This window comes from Pirellulales bacterium (assembly GCA_036490175.1).
Lineage (GTDB): Bacteria > Planctomycetota > Planctomycetia > Pirellulales > JACPPG01 > JACPPG01.
The window spans coordinates 13,689-30,265 of sequence record DASXEJ010000054.1 but is presented as its reverse complement, the minus strand read 5'-3'; the positions used below and the strand labels follow the sequence as shown (position 1 = coordinate 30,265).

The following is a 16,577-nucleotide window of genomic DNA, read 5'->3' as shown; positions in this document are numbered from 1 at the left end:
GGCATCGGCGAACACGATGTTGGGACTTTTTCCTCCCAGCTCGAAGGTGAGCCGCTTCAAGGTCTGCGACGCATCCGACATGATGATCTGGGCCGTCTTGTGTTCGCCGGTAAACGCCACTTTGTCGACGCCGCGATGCTTGACGATCGACGCGCCAGCCGTCGGGCCATAGCCGGGTATCACGTTGATCACACCGTCGGGGATGCCGGCTTCCTGCGCCAACTTGGCCATTCGCAGGCAGGTCAGCGGCGTCTGCTCGGCCGGCTTCATCACGACCGTGCAGCCGGCGGCCAACGCCGGTCCCCACTTCCAAGCTGTCATCAGCATGGGGAAGTTCCAGGGAATGATCTGTCCCACTACGCCCACCGGCTCGCGCCGCGTATAGGTGAAGTAGTTGCCGCGCACCGGAATCGTCTGGCCGTGGATCTTGTCGGCGAATCCGGCGTAATAGCGCAGGCAATCGATCGTCAGCGGCAAGTCGGCGGCGCGCGCGTCGCGAATCGGCTTGCCATTGTCGAGTGTTTCCAGCGAGGCTAGCTCGTTCAGTTCTTCCTCAATCAGATCGGCCAACTTGTACATCAGCCGGCCGCGGTCGCGAGCGTCCATCTTGCCCCACGGACCGTGTTCCAGCGCATCGCGGGCCGAGGCCACCGCCAGGTCGACGTCGGCGGCATCCCCTTCGGCCACTTTGGCAATGACCTCTTCCGTGGCCGGATTGACGGTATCGAAGGTCTTGCCGCTCTTGGCGGCGACCCATTTGCCGCCAATGAAGCATTGCGTCTGGCGAATCTTCGGGGCGATGGTGGTTTCGGTCGTGGTGGCCATGATCGACCTCCTAGGGCGTGGGCGATTTTTTGGTGAAGGGAGAACGCGCGCGTGGGGCGTCCGCCTAATTGTATCCGTCTACCATACGGACAACTACCATCAGACCCGAGGGTCGGGCAGGGTAACGGTCTGCACTTTCCGACGGCCGAATCCACGTAAAATGCGCAAATGCACGATGGCCCTGGTGACTCACTGGCCTAAGTATTGTGCAAGCTCGGGGCGGATCGGCCCTCTCGCGGCCAAGCAACCCAGCGCTTGACAGTCATCCGTGGGGGCCGTCAAATTCGGTATTGCGGATCGCAGGCCTAGCCCCCCATCGCAGCGCGCACGCCCCGGCACGTTCAGACGCTCGCGGTTTACCCGCGGGCGGCACCGCAAACTATTCCTGGGTCATCTGCTGGAGTTCGAAGAACTTTGAAAGAAATTGAATACGCCGCGGCACTCAGTGTCGACGAGGCTGTTGGCTTGCTAGCGTCGCGCGGGGACAAGGCGAAGATTCTGGCCGGCGGCACTGATATCCTTGTGCAATTACGCGAGGGATTGCGCGATGCCGAACTGATCGTCGACGTCAAAAAGATCCCCGACCTGGTGAGCATGGGCTTCGACACCGCGCACGGTTTGCGGCTGGGGGCGAGCGTGCCGTGCTACCGCATTTACCGCGACGCCACGGTGGCGGCCGCTTATCCGGCGCTGGCCGACGCGGCGCGGATCATCGGTGGCTGGCAGATCCAGAGCCGCGGGTCGATCGGTGGCAACCTCTGCAATTCGTCGCCAGCGGCAGATTCGATACCCGCCTTGATTGCGTTGGCGGCCCGCGCGGTGATCGCCGGGCCGGGCGGGCGGCGTACCGTGCCCGTGGCCGAGTTTTGTACCGCGCCGGGCCGGAACGTTCTCCAGCGGGGCGAGCTGCTGGTGGCCATCGAATTCCCGCCCGCTGGCCCACACGAGGGGTCGCGCTATCTGCGTTTCATTCCGCGCAACGAGATGGATATCGCGGTCGTTGGCGTCGGTGCCTGGGTACGGTTGAATGCCAAGGGAGACACCATCGAGGCTGCCCGCCTGGGTTTGGCCGCTGTGGCCCCCACGCCGTTGGCCGCGACCGAGATTGGCGCCTGGTTGGCCGGAAAACCGGCAACCGAGGCTACGTTCAATGAAGCCGGCGACCGCGCTCGCCTATTGGCCAAACCCATCAGCGACATGCGCGCCCCGGCCGAATACCGCCTACACGTGGTCGGCGTGATGGCGGCTCGCGCACTAGTGGGAGCCGTCGAGCGGGCACGCGGCGTCGTGATTTCCCATGCACCGAATGGCCACAAGCATTAGGAATAGCGAACGTGCGCAAGAGACAACGCGACGCACGATTCCCCTCCCCGCCTGAGGGAGGTTAAGTGAGGGGCGCGGGTGAAGGGGCAATTGCGCCATCGCTTGGTGAATGATACGACAGCAAGATGAGAGTAAGAGTAACTGACGCCTGATAGATTTCGGAAGAGAAACACCCTTACCCTACCCTCTCCCTGGCAGGGCGAGGGGCAGACGAAGACCCGCCCCTGAGCTTAAGGATACGCATCTGGTGGTGAAAAAATCGCACGTCTCGACGACCATCAACGGAGAAGCGGTGGAGTTTCTTTGCGAGCCGCGGCAGAGCCTGCTGGAGGTGCTGCGCGACACGCTGGAACTGACCGGCACTAAGGAAGGCTGCAACAACGGCAACTGCGGCGCCTGCACCGTGATCTTGGACGGTATGCCGGTGAATAGCTGTCTGGTATTGGCGGTCGAAATCGAAGGGGCGTCGGTCACGACGATCGAAGGGATCGCCGATCAGGTCCACCTGCATCCGTTGCAGCAATGCTTCTTAGAGGGCGCCGCCTTGCAATGCGGCATCTGCACGCCCGGCTTTATCGTGGCTGCTAAGGTCTTGTTGGATCGACATCCCGACCCGACGGAGAAGGACATTCGTTTCGAGTTGGCCGGCAATCTTTGCCGCTGCACAGGCTATGACAAGATCGTTCGAGCCGTGCAAGACGCCGCAGCCGTATTGCAGGAGAACCACGTCTAATGGCCACCGAAACTTCGCCTAAAGCCAAAGTCAAAGAAGCCGCCGCCGCGCAGAGCGCCGTCAGGAAATACAAAGTCATCGGCACCCGACCCGTCCGCCACGACGGCGTCGACAAGGTCACGGGCCGGGCGATCTACGGCGCTGATATCAATATGGCGGGCCTCGTGCATGGTCGCATTCTGCGCAGCCCGCACGCACACGCCAAGATCAAGTCGATCGACACAAGCGCCGCTCTGAAGCTACCAGGGGTGGTGGCCGTGACGACGAGCAAGGATTTTCCCAACCTGAAGGACAAGATGGCCGACCTGGGCGAAGGCTCGGTGAATCTGGCCCATCTCGGCGCCAATTGCCTGGCGCACGACAAGGCTCTGTACCGCGGTCACGCCGTGGCGGCCGTGGCTGCGATCAGCCCGCACGTGGCCGAGGAAGCGCTGAAGTTGATCCGCGTCGAGTACGAGCCGCTGCCGGCGGTGACCTGGGTGCTCGACGCAATGAAGGACGACGCACCGCTACTGCACGACAACGTGTTCACCAACGAGATGGGCAAAATCGGCACCAAACCGACCAACGTCTCGACGCATTTGCATTTTGAAAAAGGGGACGTCGACAAGGCGTTCGCCGAGGCCGATCTGGTTATCGAGCGCGAATTCAAGACCGCCAGCGTCCACCAGGGCTATATCGAGCCGCACGTATCGACGGCCCTCTGGAACCATGACGGACACCTTACGATCTGGACCTCGACGCAAGGATCGTTTACGGCCCGGCAACAGACCGCCGAGCTGTTGCAGATCCCCGTTTCGCAAATCACGGTGGTGCCGTGCGAGATCGGTGGTGGCTTCGGCGGCAAGATCACCGTTTATCTTGAACCGGTGGCGGCGGTCCTCAGCCGCAAATGCGGACGCCCCGTCAAGATCACCATGAACCGGGCCGAAGTCTTCGAAGGCACCGGCCCCACGCCGGGCGCGTTCATGAGGGTCAAGCTCGGTGCGAAGAAGGATGGCCAGCTAGTCGCAGGCGAAGCATGGCTGGCCTACGATGCCGGCGCCTATCCCGCGGGCATGATCGCGCCGGGCTGTATGTGTGTCTTTAGCTGCTACAACCTGGCCGCCGCCCGCGTCGATGGCTACGACGTAGTGCTGAACAAGCCCAAGTCGGCGGCGTATCGTGCGCCCGGTGCCACGCAAGCGGCGTTTGCCTGCGAGTCAGTCGTCGACGAATTAGCCGAAAAACTGAAAATCGATCCGCTCGAGTTTCGTCTGAAAAATGCCGTGACCGAAGGCTCGCGCCGCGTCGACGGACCAACCTATGCCAAGATTGGCTTTGTCGAAACGCTGGAAGCGGCTCGCGCCAGCGATCATTGGACGTCGAAGCTGACCGGCAAGAATCGCGGCCGTGGCGTCGCCAGCGGCTTCTGGTTCAATATCGGGCTCAAGAGCAGCGCCGCCGCGAACGTCAACTCTGATGGCACGGTGACGCTCATTGAAGGTTCGACCGACATCGGCGGCACGCGCACCAGCATCGCCATGCAATTGGCCGAGACCCTCGGCATCGAGGCCGAAGACGTCCATCCGCAGGTCGCCGATACAGATAGTGTCGGCTACACAGACGTCACCGGCGGCAGCCGCACTACGTTTGCCACCGGGCTGGCAGCTCATCACGCAGGGCTCGATATTCGCGAACAAATGGCGGCCCGCGCGGCATCGCTCTGGGAGTGCAAGGCCGAGCAAGTCAAGTTCGAGGACGGCCAGTTTCGCGCCGGCGAGAAGGTGATCTCGTTTAAGGAGCTAGCCGGCAAATTGCATCAAACCGGAGGTCCAGTCGTCGGCCGCGCCGCGGTCGATCCAGAAGGACCGTCAAACGGGTTCGGCACGCATATTGTCGATGTCGAGGTTGACCCTGATACCGGCAAGGTCACGATCCTGCGCTACACAGCTGTCCAAGACGTTGGCAAGGCGATCCATCCCAGCTATGTCGAAGGGCAGATGCAGGGGGGCAGCGTGCAAGGGATCGGTTGGGCGCTGAACGAAGAGTATTTCTACGACGATAAAGGCCGCATGCGCAATGCCAGCTACCTGGACTACCGCATGCCCACGGCGTTCGATCTGCCGATGATCGATACGATCATCGTCGAGGTCACCAACCCGGCGCATCCCTATGGCGTGCGCGGTGTAGGTGAAACGCCAATCGTGGCCCCGCCTGCCGCTGTCGCCAACGCGATTTATCACGCCGTTGGCGTGCGGATGCACGAGTTGCCCATGTCGCCCCCGAAAGTGTGGGCCGCCCTGCGGGATGCAAAATAAGAATGACGCGTAGGTCGAGCAAGCGGCCATTCGCCGCCACACACTCATTCGCCCTTCCGCTTGGACCGTACCCGCTATGGCCATCGTCTTCTTTCCGCCGCAGATGCGCGATCTAACGGGCGGGGCCGAGCAGGTAACCACCCAGGGCGGGACTCTGCGTGACGTGTTACGGTCGCTCGATGCACGGTACGCAGGTTTGTATGCACGTGTGGTGGCCGGCGAACGAATCGCTCCGGGACTGGCCGTCTCGATTGATGGGTCGATGACCTCGCGGCTGTTGGCTGCCGTGCAACCCCACAGCGAAATCCACTTCCTGCCGGCCATCGGGGGCGGATAAAAAGGGAGACAGGTCGTGCCGTATAGTGAGTCGCTGGCGCAACGCGTTCGCCCATTGCTGTCGCGCGAACGCGGCTTTGCCGAGAAGCGGATGTTCGGCGGTATCGGACTCTTTCTACACGGCAATCTGTGCCTGGCCGTCTGGAAAGAATTCCTGATCGTGCGCGTCGGACCCGAACGATACGAGCAGTCGCTGGCCAGGCCCTTCGCGCAGCCGTTCGATCTCACCGGGCGACCGATGACCGGCTGGGTAATGGTCGAGCCGGATGGGCTGGACGCCGAGCGGGACTTGCGCGAGTGGGTCGAGCGCGGAGTAACATTTGCAACCTCGCTCCCCGCCAAACAAGATACGGCGGCAAAAGTTAAACGGACGCCGAAGCACGGTCGAGCGGGGCGTGCGAAAAAAATCCCCTGAAGGCAATTTGGCGATGACGAGCCCGGCGAAAGAAGTCGACATGCAGCGGCTCCACGCGGCGCAATTTGCTCGTGCCCGCGCGCTGCTCGGCCGCGCGTTCTACGACTACAACCTGATGGTGCATGCGCAGCCCAAAGATCATCGTCGCCTAGGAGCCGTGGAAACCTTGTACGGCGCTATGCTGTGGGATTGTCTGTGCCGGGGTGAGACGCACGTCACGCCCGACTTTACAGGTGTGTCCGCCTGGTTGGCGCCGGGAACGGGGCTACCCAGCTTTCTGCAACAAGTGCGCTGCGGGATGCTACGGTTGCCGCTGGGATTCGGAGCGCGGGGGTTTCGGCGGCTGCTCGCCTACGACGAAGTCGGCCGCCGGCTGCACCACCAATATGCTGCTGAACCGCATTGGTATCTGGCCGTGATCGCCGTGGATGTCGGTCAGCAGGGGCGCGGGATCGGTAGCGACCTGATGCGGCCCATGCTCGCGCGGGCCGACGCAGAAGGTAAGGCGTGCTGGCTCGACACGCACCAGGAGCAAAACGTGCGGCTCTACAAGCGGCACGGTTTCGAGATCGCCGAATGCGCCGAAGTACGCGGTCACCCGATTCCGGTCTACGGGATGCTGCGGCGGCCGAGGTAGCGATGTGCTGCGGCGTTACATCTCGTAAAAGATGCGGCCGCGCTGCTGTGCACGCGAGATGCGGTCGGTGGCGTACAGCCCTGCCAAGACAAACTCGACGCAAGACGCGCGCACGGCTGGGTCCGCCGAGGCATTGACTTCGAACGCTTTATCCCAGGCCGGGGGTACGCGTTCCAGTCGCTGGGCATAGGCGCTGGAGGGGAGCATATCGCCCACCTCGATTTTGACCCCATCGCCGAAAATGCGCGAGATCTCTTCCAATCCGTGACGATCGACATATTGCTCGAAAACGTTGCGAATCGCTTCGGCCACGATCGCGTCCAGCACTTGCCGTTCGGACATCTGATGGCTTCCCATCATGTCGAGCTCGAGCTTGCCCAGCGATGATGAGTAGATGTGCCCCAGGTCGCTGATCCGGGGCACGGCCGGCCGTTCGCCCAGCTTGACGCCGCGCTGCCGGGCGCTGGCGATTAGCGTGCGATAGTTGGCGATGCTGAACCGCGCGCTGACGCCCGACTGATGGTCGACGAATTTCGAACGGCGCGCGACGATGCTAATCTCTTCGATGATTTCCCGCATGAAGTACGGGAGCACCACGGGAAAGTTGCCGTCGAGCTCGACCCCCGACTCTTGCTCCATGATCTGGATGCCCAAGTCGCGGTCCAGCGGGTAATGGGTATGAATCACCGAGCCGATGCGGTCCTTGAGCTGGGGAATCACCTTGCCGCTGCGGTTGTACGTGGCAGGATTGGCCGAGAAGAGAATCAGCACGTCGATATCGAACTTGACGGGAAAGCCACGGATTTGCACATCGCGCTCTTCCAGGATGTTGAACAGGCCGACCTGCACCAGCTCGTCGAGCTCGGGCAATTCGTTCATCGCAAAAATGCCGCGGTGCATGCGCGGAATCAGCCCGAAATGGAGCGCCTCTTCGGCTGACATGCTGGTGCCGCCAGCCAACTTTGCCGGGTCGATCTCGCCAATGATGTCGGCGAACTTCGTGCCGGGAGCCAGCCGTTCGGCGTAACGATCCTGCCGTGGCCACCAGGCAATGGGCACCTGGTCTTCGGGCGTGTCGGCCAAGAATCGGCGACACACGCCGCTGATGGGTCGGTAGGGGTCGTCATGCAACGGCGCCTGCGGCAAGTCGATATAGGGAATCTCGTCATCGAGAAAGTTCACCAGCGCGCGCATCAAGCGGCTTTTGGCCTGCCCCTTTTCGCCCAAGAAAAGCATGTCATGCTGCGCAAGTAGGGCCAGGTTGATCTCGGGGATCACAGTGTTCTCGTACCCGACGATACCGGGATACAACTCTTCGTCGGCAGCCAAGCGCGCCAGAAAGTTGTCATAAATCTCGCGTTTGACGGTCTTGGATGTCCAACCGCTGTCGCGCAGCTCGCGCAGGGTGCCAGGACGAACGCTTGATGTGGCCATGCCGGTTGGTGTCTCGACTAAACGGAGTAAATCTCGGCCCGACGTATTCACCGATCTGTGGGGATACGCTCGATTATAGCGCGGTTGCCCAGCCGGCCAAGCGGGTGGGGTAACCGAGACGCGGGAGTGCAGAACGCTGAACGACAAGGACAGCGCCAAGCCGCTACGCCCCTTCGCGAACGATTAGTACTGGGCGTTTATCACTCAGTGTTTCGCCTGGGCCTTGAACAGGTTGTACGTAATGTGGGCCTGTCCCTGGTGGTGCGGCTCGTGCCAGCCAATGATCGACAGGGCCGCGCGGAACGTCCAGCCGCGCTCTTTGAGCGGCTCGGGCACGACGTCGAGCTTGCTTTCGTCGAGTTCGCGGACCGTGGCCAGCATTTGTTCGCGCGTCTCTGCCAACACCTTGCGAATCACATCGGGCGTGGGCACATCGTCGTCCGGAGTGCTGCCGCCACGGAACCGTGGCCACAGATCGTGATACGGCCCTGGAGCCTTGGGGATCAGGCGTTCGGTGGCAAAAATCTCCTCGGTAATGCCGATGTGCATCAACTGCCAGCCGATATGCGCTCGTCCCGGCGCCGGACGCCAGGCGAGGACAGCACGTGGATCGGGCTCCTTTTCGATCGCAGTCAGCGTCGCCAACGTGCGGTCGCGGTGAAACTTGTACGTCTCGATCATGACGGGAATTATGCTCATCGGAAATTCTCCAGGCCTGCGGGTGCGTGTTGCAGCAATGATACCGGGGCAGGCAAGTGGCGGCGAGCAGTCGCCGGCAGGCATCAGGATCACCCACTACGGATCATCGGTCGGATTGGCATCGGCCCACGGTGCCCGTTATGCTGACGACTGCCCTTTTTCGGCACATTGCCAGACATGCCTTCAGGCGGGATACGCATCCATGAATCGTATGCTCATCGCCACTGTCGTTTTCCTCTCGTTCGTCGCGGTCGCGGCCGTCAGCGCCTGGGCTGGCGAAACGGCGCCTTTGTTCGACGGTAGAAGCTTCGCCGGCTGGGAAGGGAACGAAAAGGTGTTTCGTGTCCAAGATGGCGCGATTGTCGGCGGCAGCCTCGACAAGCCTGTCGCGCGCAACGAGTTTCTATGCACCAAACGCGAGTACAGCGATTTCGAGCTGCGCGCCAAATTCAAGATTCTCGGTAAGGGGGCCAACGGTGGCATTCAATTCCGCAGCCAGCGGATACCAAACCATCACGAGGTTTCCGGCTATCAGGCTGATCTGGGGGACGGTTGGTGGGGCTCGTTGTACGACGAATCGCGCCGTAACAAGATCCTCGTGAAGGCCGATCTGGCCGAAGTCGACAAGATCCTCCACCGCGACGACTGGAACGATTACCGCATTCTGGCCGTCGGCAAACGAATCCAATTGTGGATCAACGGACTATCCACGGTCGACTACATGGAGCCAGACGATGTGATTCCGCAGCGCGGCGTAATCGGCGTGCAAATCCACGGCGGCCCGCCGAGCGAGGCGTGGTACAAGGAGATCACGATCGAGGAGAAGTGATGAGCGCTGAGTGCAGAACGCTGAGCGTGCGCCTGCGCGAAGTCGACTAGCACTCGTCTGCTCACGGTTCAGCGATCGCTTTGTGGCTGGTCATTTTTTGGGGCTGGCTCTTTCTTTGTGTCCGACTTCCGGAATTGGTCGACCATGCGGATGGCACCCGGCACCTCGGGCGCCGCGTCGGCATCACCGGCGGAAAGGTCGCTATAAATTACGCGGAATTGGGCCGCGCCGATCGGCTTGAACCAGAAGATCGGGGTCTTCGGTCCGTCGCGTTTGACGCCTTTGCCCGCATAGTGGGCGTCAGCATCGGGGGGTAGCATCATGGCAAATTGCAACCCACGGCCGATTGCGACTCCTTCGGCCATCATTTCCTTGGTCATGTCATCTGAACCCTTCGGCATTTTGTTCTTGAGCAACTTGGCAAACGCGATGGCGATTCCGGGCGTATCCAGACTGGACGGCAGCTGCCCGTCGAGCGCGTCGCTCAATCGTCGCAACGAAGTGAGAAAGTCTTCCTCGCTAGGCGGCGCCGCATCGATCGGCACGGTGAACGACTGATAATCCTCCGGCGGATCGACCGAAAACAGAGACTCGTCCAGCGGAATGTCGAACTCGAAGTCCAACATCACGACCTCGGACTTGGGGGGACCGTTAGCAGTCGACTCGATGCGAACGACGTGACCTGTCGCCACGTCTCCCCACAGAGTTTGCGTGAGACCGGTCGCCACGAGCCGAAAGCCGAACACCCGCCGGCCGTCGAGATCTTTTTCACCCAACTCTTCGACCTGGGCTTTTTTGTCCCCCGCCCGATAGTCAGCCAGCGTCTTTCGTAAATTGCCGAAAAAGTTGTTCGACTGATTCTTGTCGTCGGCGCGCTTGCCCACGATGTCGAAAATCATGGCCTGTTTCTTGTCGGGCATGAGCGTCAGCATGCGGCCACGATCGAAGTCCCCGGTCGTTACCATTTGCGCCGGTGCGGCAAATTCGTTGCGGATGCGGTTGGGGGCCAGGAAGTAGCCCGTCGCCGTGAATTCCTGTGGCTGCACGTCGTTGGTCATAGTGACCTTGAATTTAGCACTCTTGGCGTCAACGATCGGCGCGAGAAAATCGTCAAAGGCGATCGATCGTCGCGGCACGGCCAGCCAGACCGTCAGCACGAGCACCGCGGCGAGGCCCACGACCACGCGAGACGCTGGGTGCGCCATGATTCGTCCTCCTAAGTGGATGGTTCTTCGCCAGTTCGATTCGGCTGGCGGAGAATGCGCGGCTCGATCGTACGCGTCGAGCACGCGATCTCGAACGATTGATCGCAGCTGCGCGGACGGACCGGCAGGCGCGGGAAGCCGCTCCAACAACTCTTGCAGCTCATGATCCGAATTGTGTTCTTCGTTAGTCATGGGGTAGGCCTCGTCGGCTGCTCGGCCAGCGGCGCGTCGATCGATTGGGACAGGCGACGACGCAAGTTCTTGATCGCCCGACTAGCGACGACCCGCAGCGTGGCCGAGCGGACATTCAGCACCGCCGCGACTTCTTCGTACGAAAGCCCCTCCATGAACCTCAACGTAAGGACTGACTGTTCGCGATGGCTTAAATGGGCTAAAGCGCGCGAGATGCTCTCCTGCGCGAAACTTGCTGGTTCCAGCGCCGAGGAAATCTCGTCCGTGGTACTGCGACCGCCCGACTGCACCGCGCGGGCCAGTAAGCCGGCGCGGCGCGTCTTCTGCCGCAAGTGCGCGTTGATGGCGTTTGTTGCGATGCGATAGACCCAGCGACGGAAGTCCTCGACGGTTGTTCCAGGGAATCGCCGCATGGCCCCCGCCACTTGCAGAAAGACCTCGGACGAGACGTCCTCCGCCGCCCCATTGTCACGCAATCGACGATGGCAATAACGATGCACCAGCGGAAAGAATCGATCGTAGAGAGCGCCAAAGGCTTCACGATCGACCTTGGCCCGTACGACGAGGTCGTCTGCGGTCGTTTCGTCGTTGCAGCCGTCGTGCGTCATGTCACCATGATCAATGCGCAAGTGGCGTCCGACGTTACATCCCTGTCGAAAAAAATCTGTCGGGGCGAGAAACCAGGCAAGATCCGACGCGCAGTCCCCTCGGTGGGGAACGCGACGAATTGTCCTGACATCGTCGTCGTGACGTGCCCCGCGATACTAAACTGCCTGAGATGACTATCGACGCCGCAATCGACTTTACAAGACCCTCGCCGTTCGGCAGCTATTTTCCCTTCGGCGCGGCCTGGATTTGCGCCAGAGCTTCGGTCGCCGCGCGGCGGACTTCCTCCTTGGGATCGTCCAGCAGCTTCTTAAGTGCCGGCACGGCGTCGCGCGCGTCGGGCCCCAGATCGCCCAAGGCCGATGCCGCCTGCACGTGCAGCACGTCATCGCTCGTGGCGAGCATTTTTGTCAGCACGGGCAGGGCCGTTTTGGCCAGTGTCCGACTGGCCGGATCGACGCGTCGCACCGCCCATACCGCGGCTACGGCCACCATCGGCTCCTTGGCGGCGACTTGCTTTTCAAGAGCCGGAACCGCTGGCTTGGCGGCGGCCCCGATCCGACCCAAGGCCAATATCGAGGCATACCGCGAACCCGGATCGGGCTTGCCGAGCAATTGCGTGAGCGCCGGCACTGCCTTGGCCGCGTCGGGGCCAATCGCGCCAAGCGCCAGGGCCGCGTCGCTAACAATCATGGGGTCCTTGTCGGCGAGCGCCGCGGTCAGGTCCGCAGCGGCCGGTTTGGCTGCGGGACCGATATGACCCAAAGCGCGAATGGCAGGGCCGCGCGTCTTGGAGTCTTTCATCGCGGCGGTCAGGATGTTTACCGCCTTGGGGCCAACAATGCTCAGTGCATCCATCAGATGCTCGAGCACGGTGGGATCTAACTCGTCGAGCGCCGCCTTGATCGCCGGAGTCAGCGTCTCGGACGAGGTATCGATTTCGGCGAGCGCACGGGCCGCCGTACGGCTGAGCTGAGCGTCGTCGCTGCGAATCCCCTCGGCAATGGCTTCCATGGCCCGGCCCACGGCTGCGGCATCGTCCGGCTGAATGCGGGCGACGGCCCACGTGGCCACAAGCTTCAAAGTAGGGTCGTCAGAATCCGTTAACTTACTCAAGGCGGCACTGGCATCCTTGGCGCGCAACTTGCCCAAGGCGAAGGCCGCGGCATAGCGGACGGCTGGTTGGTCATCTTTGAGCGCGGCGACTATTCCCGGGATTGAGGAACTTGCGTCCTTGCCGATTTGCCCCAGGGCGATGATGGCTTGCATGCGGACTTCAGGTTCTGGATCCGTGGCGAGCTTGGTCAGTGCCGGCACCGCGCCGGCCGCGCTAGGACCGATTTCGGCCAACACCACTGCAGCCCAGTGACGGGCCTTCGGATCGGCGAGCGCTTCGGTCAAGCCGGGCACCGCCGCTTCGCCGACCTCGGCCAGCGACGCCATCGCAGCCATCGCCACGTCGGGCTGCGAATCATTGATGACTTGCGTAAGAATCGGGATCAGCACCTTTGGTCCGGGTTGCAGGCGCTGCAGCGCGGCGATGGCCGCACGGCGAACGTGCGGCTCTTCATCGGCCACTCCCTTGCCCAGCGCGGTCACCACGGTTTCGCTCTTCGATCCAATTTTGCCGAGCGCCGCCGCGCATTGCGTACGTACCGCGGCCTCGGGATCGGTTAGGTGCTCTACCAAAGATGCTGTTGCGCTACCGGCATCGGGACCAACTGTCCCCAGCGCGCGGGCCGCGCGCCAGCGCAGGCCGATTTCTTTGCTGTCCAGGGCCTTGGTAAGCGCGGGGACCGCAGGTTTGGCGCGCGGTCCTAACCGTGCCAAATCGTCGGCCGCTTGTTCCGCCGCGTCACCGGCGAGTGCCGCAGATAACTTGGCGACGTCTGCCTCCTGGCTTTTTGCCAGATCCACGGACGCAAGCAAGAGGCCGAGGCCAACGACGATCCAGCCCAAACGGCGCATACGATTACTCCGGGAAGGAACACGAAAACCGGCGATGGGGTCGTGTCACGTCGCGCAACTTCGCGGTCGCGGAGCTTGTGGCACGGTTTTTCCGAGTATAAACTTGGCTATTTGGGAAGTCTATCGGCTACCCGCGACTCCCTGCCGACTTAACAAATATGGGGCATTCTGCCGACGGTTGCGCCGTTTGCCGAGTCCGCAAATTTGCGCATCGCGTACGATTCCGCGGCGAAGTAAAATGGCAGTGCGAGCCCGCCGCAGGATCGGGCCGATCCACCTGGTGATTTTCCGTGCGAAAGGATTATCGATGCGCATGCCCGTTGCGGCGGTCGTAGCGATGTTGCTGGTCGTGGGGGCAACCCCGTCGTGGTTGTTCGCGCAGAACGCGGCTTTTGCGGTTCGCGGCAACAACGCCTTCATGGGTGGCGGCGGCTTAGGTGGCTTTCCCTACGGCGGCTTCGGCGGCATGGGCGGCGGCTATGGCTGGGGTATGCCGGGCACTGCTCAATCGGCATCCGAATACGGCATGGCGAGCATGATCGCCGCATCCGGCTACGCGAACTTGCAGAACTCGATGGCCGCGCAAAACTACACGGCGGCACGCAGTCAGGACATCAACAATCGCGTGCAGTGGACCAACAGCTATTACCAGATGCGGCAGGCGCATCGCGCTTATATTGCCGACCACACGCGCCTGTCGATGGACGAGATCACCAAAATCGCTCAAGATGCCGCGCCCAAGCGCATGGACGCCGAGCAGCTCGATCCACATACCGGTCGCGTCAATTGGCCCATCATACTGCAGGATGCCAAGTACATCGACATCACTGACGAGCTAGACAATCTCTACAAGGCGCGGGCCACGTCGTCGGGCTTCATTGGCGCAGAGAGCTATCGCGACATCAACAAAGCCACGGAAAAGTTAATGCAGTCGTTGAAGGTGAACATCGACGAATACAACGCCAACGACTACGAGAAGGCGCGCCACTTCATCGAGAACTTGCGCTACGAAGCGAAGTTTCCCACGAGCTGAGCGGGACGCTCTAGCGTGCCACCCCGCCGCCCCATTGCGGGTGCGGATCGTCAGCCGTCTACAGTGCGCTTGGGCACAAGTTGCGGTATCGTGCCGCTGAGGAACTTGGCCAATCGATCCGAGGCGACCAAAGCATCTTCCTTTAGCCGCAGCAAGTCCTTGATGCTCGCAGGGCGGCGAAACAGCGTGCCGGCAGCGGCCCCCAAACGTCCTGCCGTCGTGCGCTGCATGATGACCCGATCGAGGTCCTCGGGCAGGGCGTCTTCAACCGTGTCGCTGATCACGCGAATGGCCAGGAAGCGAACCTTGTCTTGCCGGCATACTTCACCGACGGCCCAGGATTCCATATCGACGGCCAGCGCCGCATGCGTCTTGCCTAGCTCCGCCTTTTCGACCGGATCGCGAATGATCTTGTCGACCGTCAACAGCCGGCCTACGTGAACTCCTGGTGCCGACGGGACCTGAATATCGATCGACAATAGTCGGCCCGAGATGTCGAGTATCTCGTTGACCATCACGATATCGCCGCGGCGCAAATCGGAGCGCAGCCCGCCGGCGAATCCGGCCGAGATGACCCAGTCTGGGCGATGCCCCCGAATCAGCGCTTGCGTTCCGCGTACCGCGGCCAGCCGGCCGGCTCCGGCTTGTACGACGACGACACGTCGACCGTCGAGCACTCCGTTGCGGGCGACAAAGCCATCCCCTTTGGTGGTGACGGTGCCAGATAGCAAGTCCTCGATGCCGCCCGATTCTGCCGCCAGGGCGAATATCAGGCCAACGTCGCAATCCGCGCTGGCCGGACTGGCTGCGGTATTACCCGCGGCGGCGCCGGCGAGACCTTCCTGCACGGTTTGCGCAACCTTGCCGCGCAGGTTCGCCTGGGCTTGCTGCGTGAGAATGCGTTTGAGGACCCAGGCCAGATTCACAGTACGACTCCGCGGAAGGCCCTGGCAAAAGTTGCCCAAGGGCCCAGTCCCAAAATCGTACCATAACTTGCCTGGGCGTGGCGGCCGAGGCTAAGTGAGTTGCCAGAGGGCCATCTTCAGCGTATCACCCAAGCGTTTGTTGACGCCCAAGACCGCGGCCGGCTCGAATCCACAATGGACCATGCACTGCTCGCAGCGCGGATCGTTGCCGCGGCCGAGCTTATCCCAATCCGTGAGTTGGACCAGGTCGTCGTAGGTCTTGTGATGGGTGTCGGTGATCAGGTAGCAGGGACCCTTCCAGCCGCGGATATTGCGGGTGGGATTGGCCCAGGCTGCACATTTCAATTCGCGCTCGCCCCGCAGAAATTCCAGGTAGATGGGGGACGTGTTGAGCTTGAAGCGCCGCAGCAGCTGTTTAGCCTCGCGGAACTTCGCATGCACGTCCTCGCGGGTCATGAAAATCTGCTGCGCGCCGTCGGGATTCGTGCGCTGCACGGCGTCGTAGCCATAGGCGGGCGACATCATGAAGCCGTCGACGCCGAGCTCGGTGAGATACGCCAACAGCACCGAAATTTCGTGCATGTTGGTTTCTTTGTAGACGGTCGTATTCGTGCAAACGAGGAATCCGGCTTCTTTGGCGGCCTTGATCCCATCGATGGCTTCGTCGAACACGCCTTTGCGTTCGACAGCCAGATCGTGACTCTCTTCCATGCCATCCAGGTGTACGTTCCAGAAGAATCGCGACGAGGGCTTGAAGCCGGCGATCTTCTTGCGGATGAACATGCCGTTCGTACAGAGGTAAATGTGCTTCTTGCGCTCGAGGATCTTGGCCACCAGTTCTTCGATGGCGGGATAGATCATCGGCTCGCCGCCGCAAATGCTGACAACCGGCGCGCCGCATTCGTCGACGCTGGCCAGGCATTCGTCGACCGTCAGTTTGTCGCGGATTGTGCTGACATACTCGCGAATGCGACCGCAGCCCGTGCAAGTGAGGTTGCAGGCGTGCAACGGTTCGAGCATCAGGACCAGCGGGAATTTCTCCTCGCCGGACATTTTCTTTCGCAGCAAGTACGTTGCCATCGTGCGTGTCAGAGACAGCGGGAACCGCATGTTGCA

16 protein-coding genes are annotated in these 16,577 nt (G+C 61.8%); 8 read left to right on the top strand and 8 right to left on the bottom strand.

Annotation, left to right across the window (positions count from 1 at the left end; all coding sequences use genetic code 11):
• A partial coding sequence (locus VGG64_03900) for an aldehyde dehydrogenase family protein (protein HEY1598717.1) occupies positions 1–825 on the bottom strand: 825 nt, incomplete at its 3' end.
• A gap of 414 nt (positions 826–1,239) precedes the next feature.
• Here VGG64_03900 and VGG64_03895 point away from each other — a divergent pair.
• The 6 genes from VGG64_03895 (at position 1,240) to VGG64_03870 (ending at position 6,569) form a co-directional block, all read left to right on the top strand.
• Positions 1,240–2,148, top strand: coding sequence for a xanthine dehydrogenase family protein subunit M (locus tag VGG64_03895; GenBank protein HEY1598716.1), 909 nt, complete (start codon positions 1,240–1,242; stop codon positions 2,146–2,148).
• A 250-nt stretch (positions 2,149–2,398) separates the two neighbouring features.
• Complete coding sequence (locus VGG64_03890; GenBank protein HEY1598715.1) at positions 2,399–2,881, top strand: (2Fe-2S)-binding protein; 483 nt, start codon at positions 2,399–2,401, stop codon at positions 2,879–2,881.
• Positions 2,881–5,181 carry a xanthine dehydrogenase family protein molybdopterin-binding subunit gene (locus tag VGG64_03885; GenBank protein ID HEY1598714.1) on the top strand — a complete coding sequence of 767 codons (2,301 nt, stop codon included), beginning with the start codon at positions 2,881–2,883 and terminating at the stop codon, positions 5,179–5,181. Before VGG64_03890 ends, VGG64_03885 begins: the two co-directional genes overlap by 1 nt.
• A 76-nt stretch (positions 5,182–5,257) precedes the next feature.
• Positions 5,258–5,518 (top strand): MoaD/ThiS family protein, encoded by a 261-nt coding sequence (locus VGG64_03880; GenBank protein HEY1598713.1) that lies wholly within the window; start codon positions 5,258–5,260, stop codon positions 5,516–5,518.
• Between the two features lie 15 nt (positions 5,519–5,533).
• Positions 5,534–5,932 (top strand): TfoX/Sxy family protein, encoded by a 399-nt coding sequence (locus tag VGG64_03875; GenBank protein HEY1598712.1) that lies wholly within the window; start codon positions 5,534–5,536, stop codon positions 5,930–5,932.
• A gap of 13 nt (positions 5,933–5,945) precedes the next feature.
• Positions 5,946–6,569, top strand: coding sequence for a GNAT family N-acetyltransferase (locus VGG64_03870; protein ID HEY1598711.1), 624 nt, complete (start codon positions 5,946–5,948; stop codon positions 6,567–6,569).
• Positions 6,570–6,584: 15 nt separating this feature from the next.
• Here the strand turns inward: VGG64_03870 and VGG64_03865 are convergent, their stop codons facing one another.
• Positions 6,585–8,003: a magnesium chelatase gene (locus VGG64_03865; protein HEY1598710.1), complete on the bottom strand. Its 1,419-nt coding sequence runs from the start codon at positions 8,001–8,003 to the stop codon at positions 6,585–6,587.
• A 204-nt stretch (positions 8,004–8,207) separates the two neighbouring features.
• Positions 8,208–8,702, bottom strand: a complete 495-nt coding sequence (locus VGG64_03860) for a DinB family protein (protein ID HEY1598709.1) — start codon at positions 8,700–8,702, stop codon at positions 8,208–8,210.
• A 202-nt stretch (positions 8,703–8,904) separates the two neighbouring features.
• On the opposite strand from VGG64_03860, the gene VGG64_03855 reads away from it, so the two are divergent.
• Positions 8,905–9,531: a DUF1080 domain-containing protein gene (locus tag VGG64_03855; protein ID HEY1598708.1), complete on the top strand. Its 627-nt coding sequence runs from the start codon at positions 8,905–8,907 to the stop codon at positions 9,529–9,531.
• Positions 9,532–9,599: 68 nt separating this feature from the next.
• Here VGG64_03855 and VGG64_03850 read toward each other — a convergent pair whose 3' ends face one another.
• From VGG64_03850 to VGG64_03840, 3 genes are all read right to left on the bottom strand, one after another.
• A complete protein-coding gene (locus VGG64_03850; protein HEY1598707.1) occupies positions 9,600–10,928 on the bottom strand; it encodes a hypothetical protein in 1,329 nt (442 codons plus the stop codon).
• On the bottom strand, positions 10,925–11,536 hold the full coding sequence (locus VGG64_03845) for a sigma-70 family RNA polymerase sigma factor (GenBank protein HEY1598706.1): 612 nt from the start codon (positions 11,534–11,536) through the stop codon (positions 10,925–10,927). The genes VGG64_03850 and VGG64_03845 overlap by 4 nt, the downstream gene beginning before the upstream one ends.
• A 220-nt stretch (positions 11,537–11,756) precedes the next feature.
• Entirely contained in the window at positions 11,757–13,502 is a 1,746-nt protein-coding gene (locus VGG64_03840; protein HEY1598705.1) for a HEAT repeat domain-containing protein, read from the bottom strand.
• A 307-nt stretch (positions 13,503–13,809) separates the two neighbouring features.
• Between VGG64_03840 and VGG64_03835 the strand changes: the two genes are divergently transcribed.
• A complete protein-coding gene (locus VGG64_03835; GenBank protein ID HEY1598704.1) occupies positions 13,810–14,535 on the top strand; it encodes a hypothetical protein in 726 nt (241 codons plus the stop codon).
• A gap of 50 nt (positions 14,536–14,585) precedes the next feature.
• Here the strand turns inward: VGG64_03835 and VGG64_03830 are convergent, their stop codons facing one another.
• Both VGG64_03830 and hpnH read right to left on the bottom strand, forming a co-directional pair.
• On the bottom strand, positions 14,586–15,461 hold the full coding sequence (locus VGG64_03830) for a hypothetical protein (GenBank protein HEY1598703.1): 876 nt from the start codon (positions 15,459–15,461) through the stop codon (positions 14,586–14,588).
• A gap of 90 nt (positions 15,462–15,551) precedes the next feature.
• Entirely contained in the window at positions 15,552–16,571 is a 1,020-nt protein-coding gene (hpnH, locus tag VGG64_03825) for an adenosyl-hopene transferase HpnH (GenBank protein HEY1598702.1), read from the bottom strand.
• Positions 16,572–16,577 lie beyond the last annotated feature (6 nt).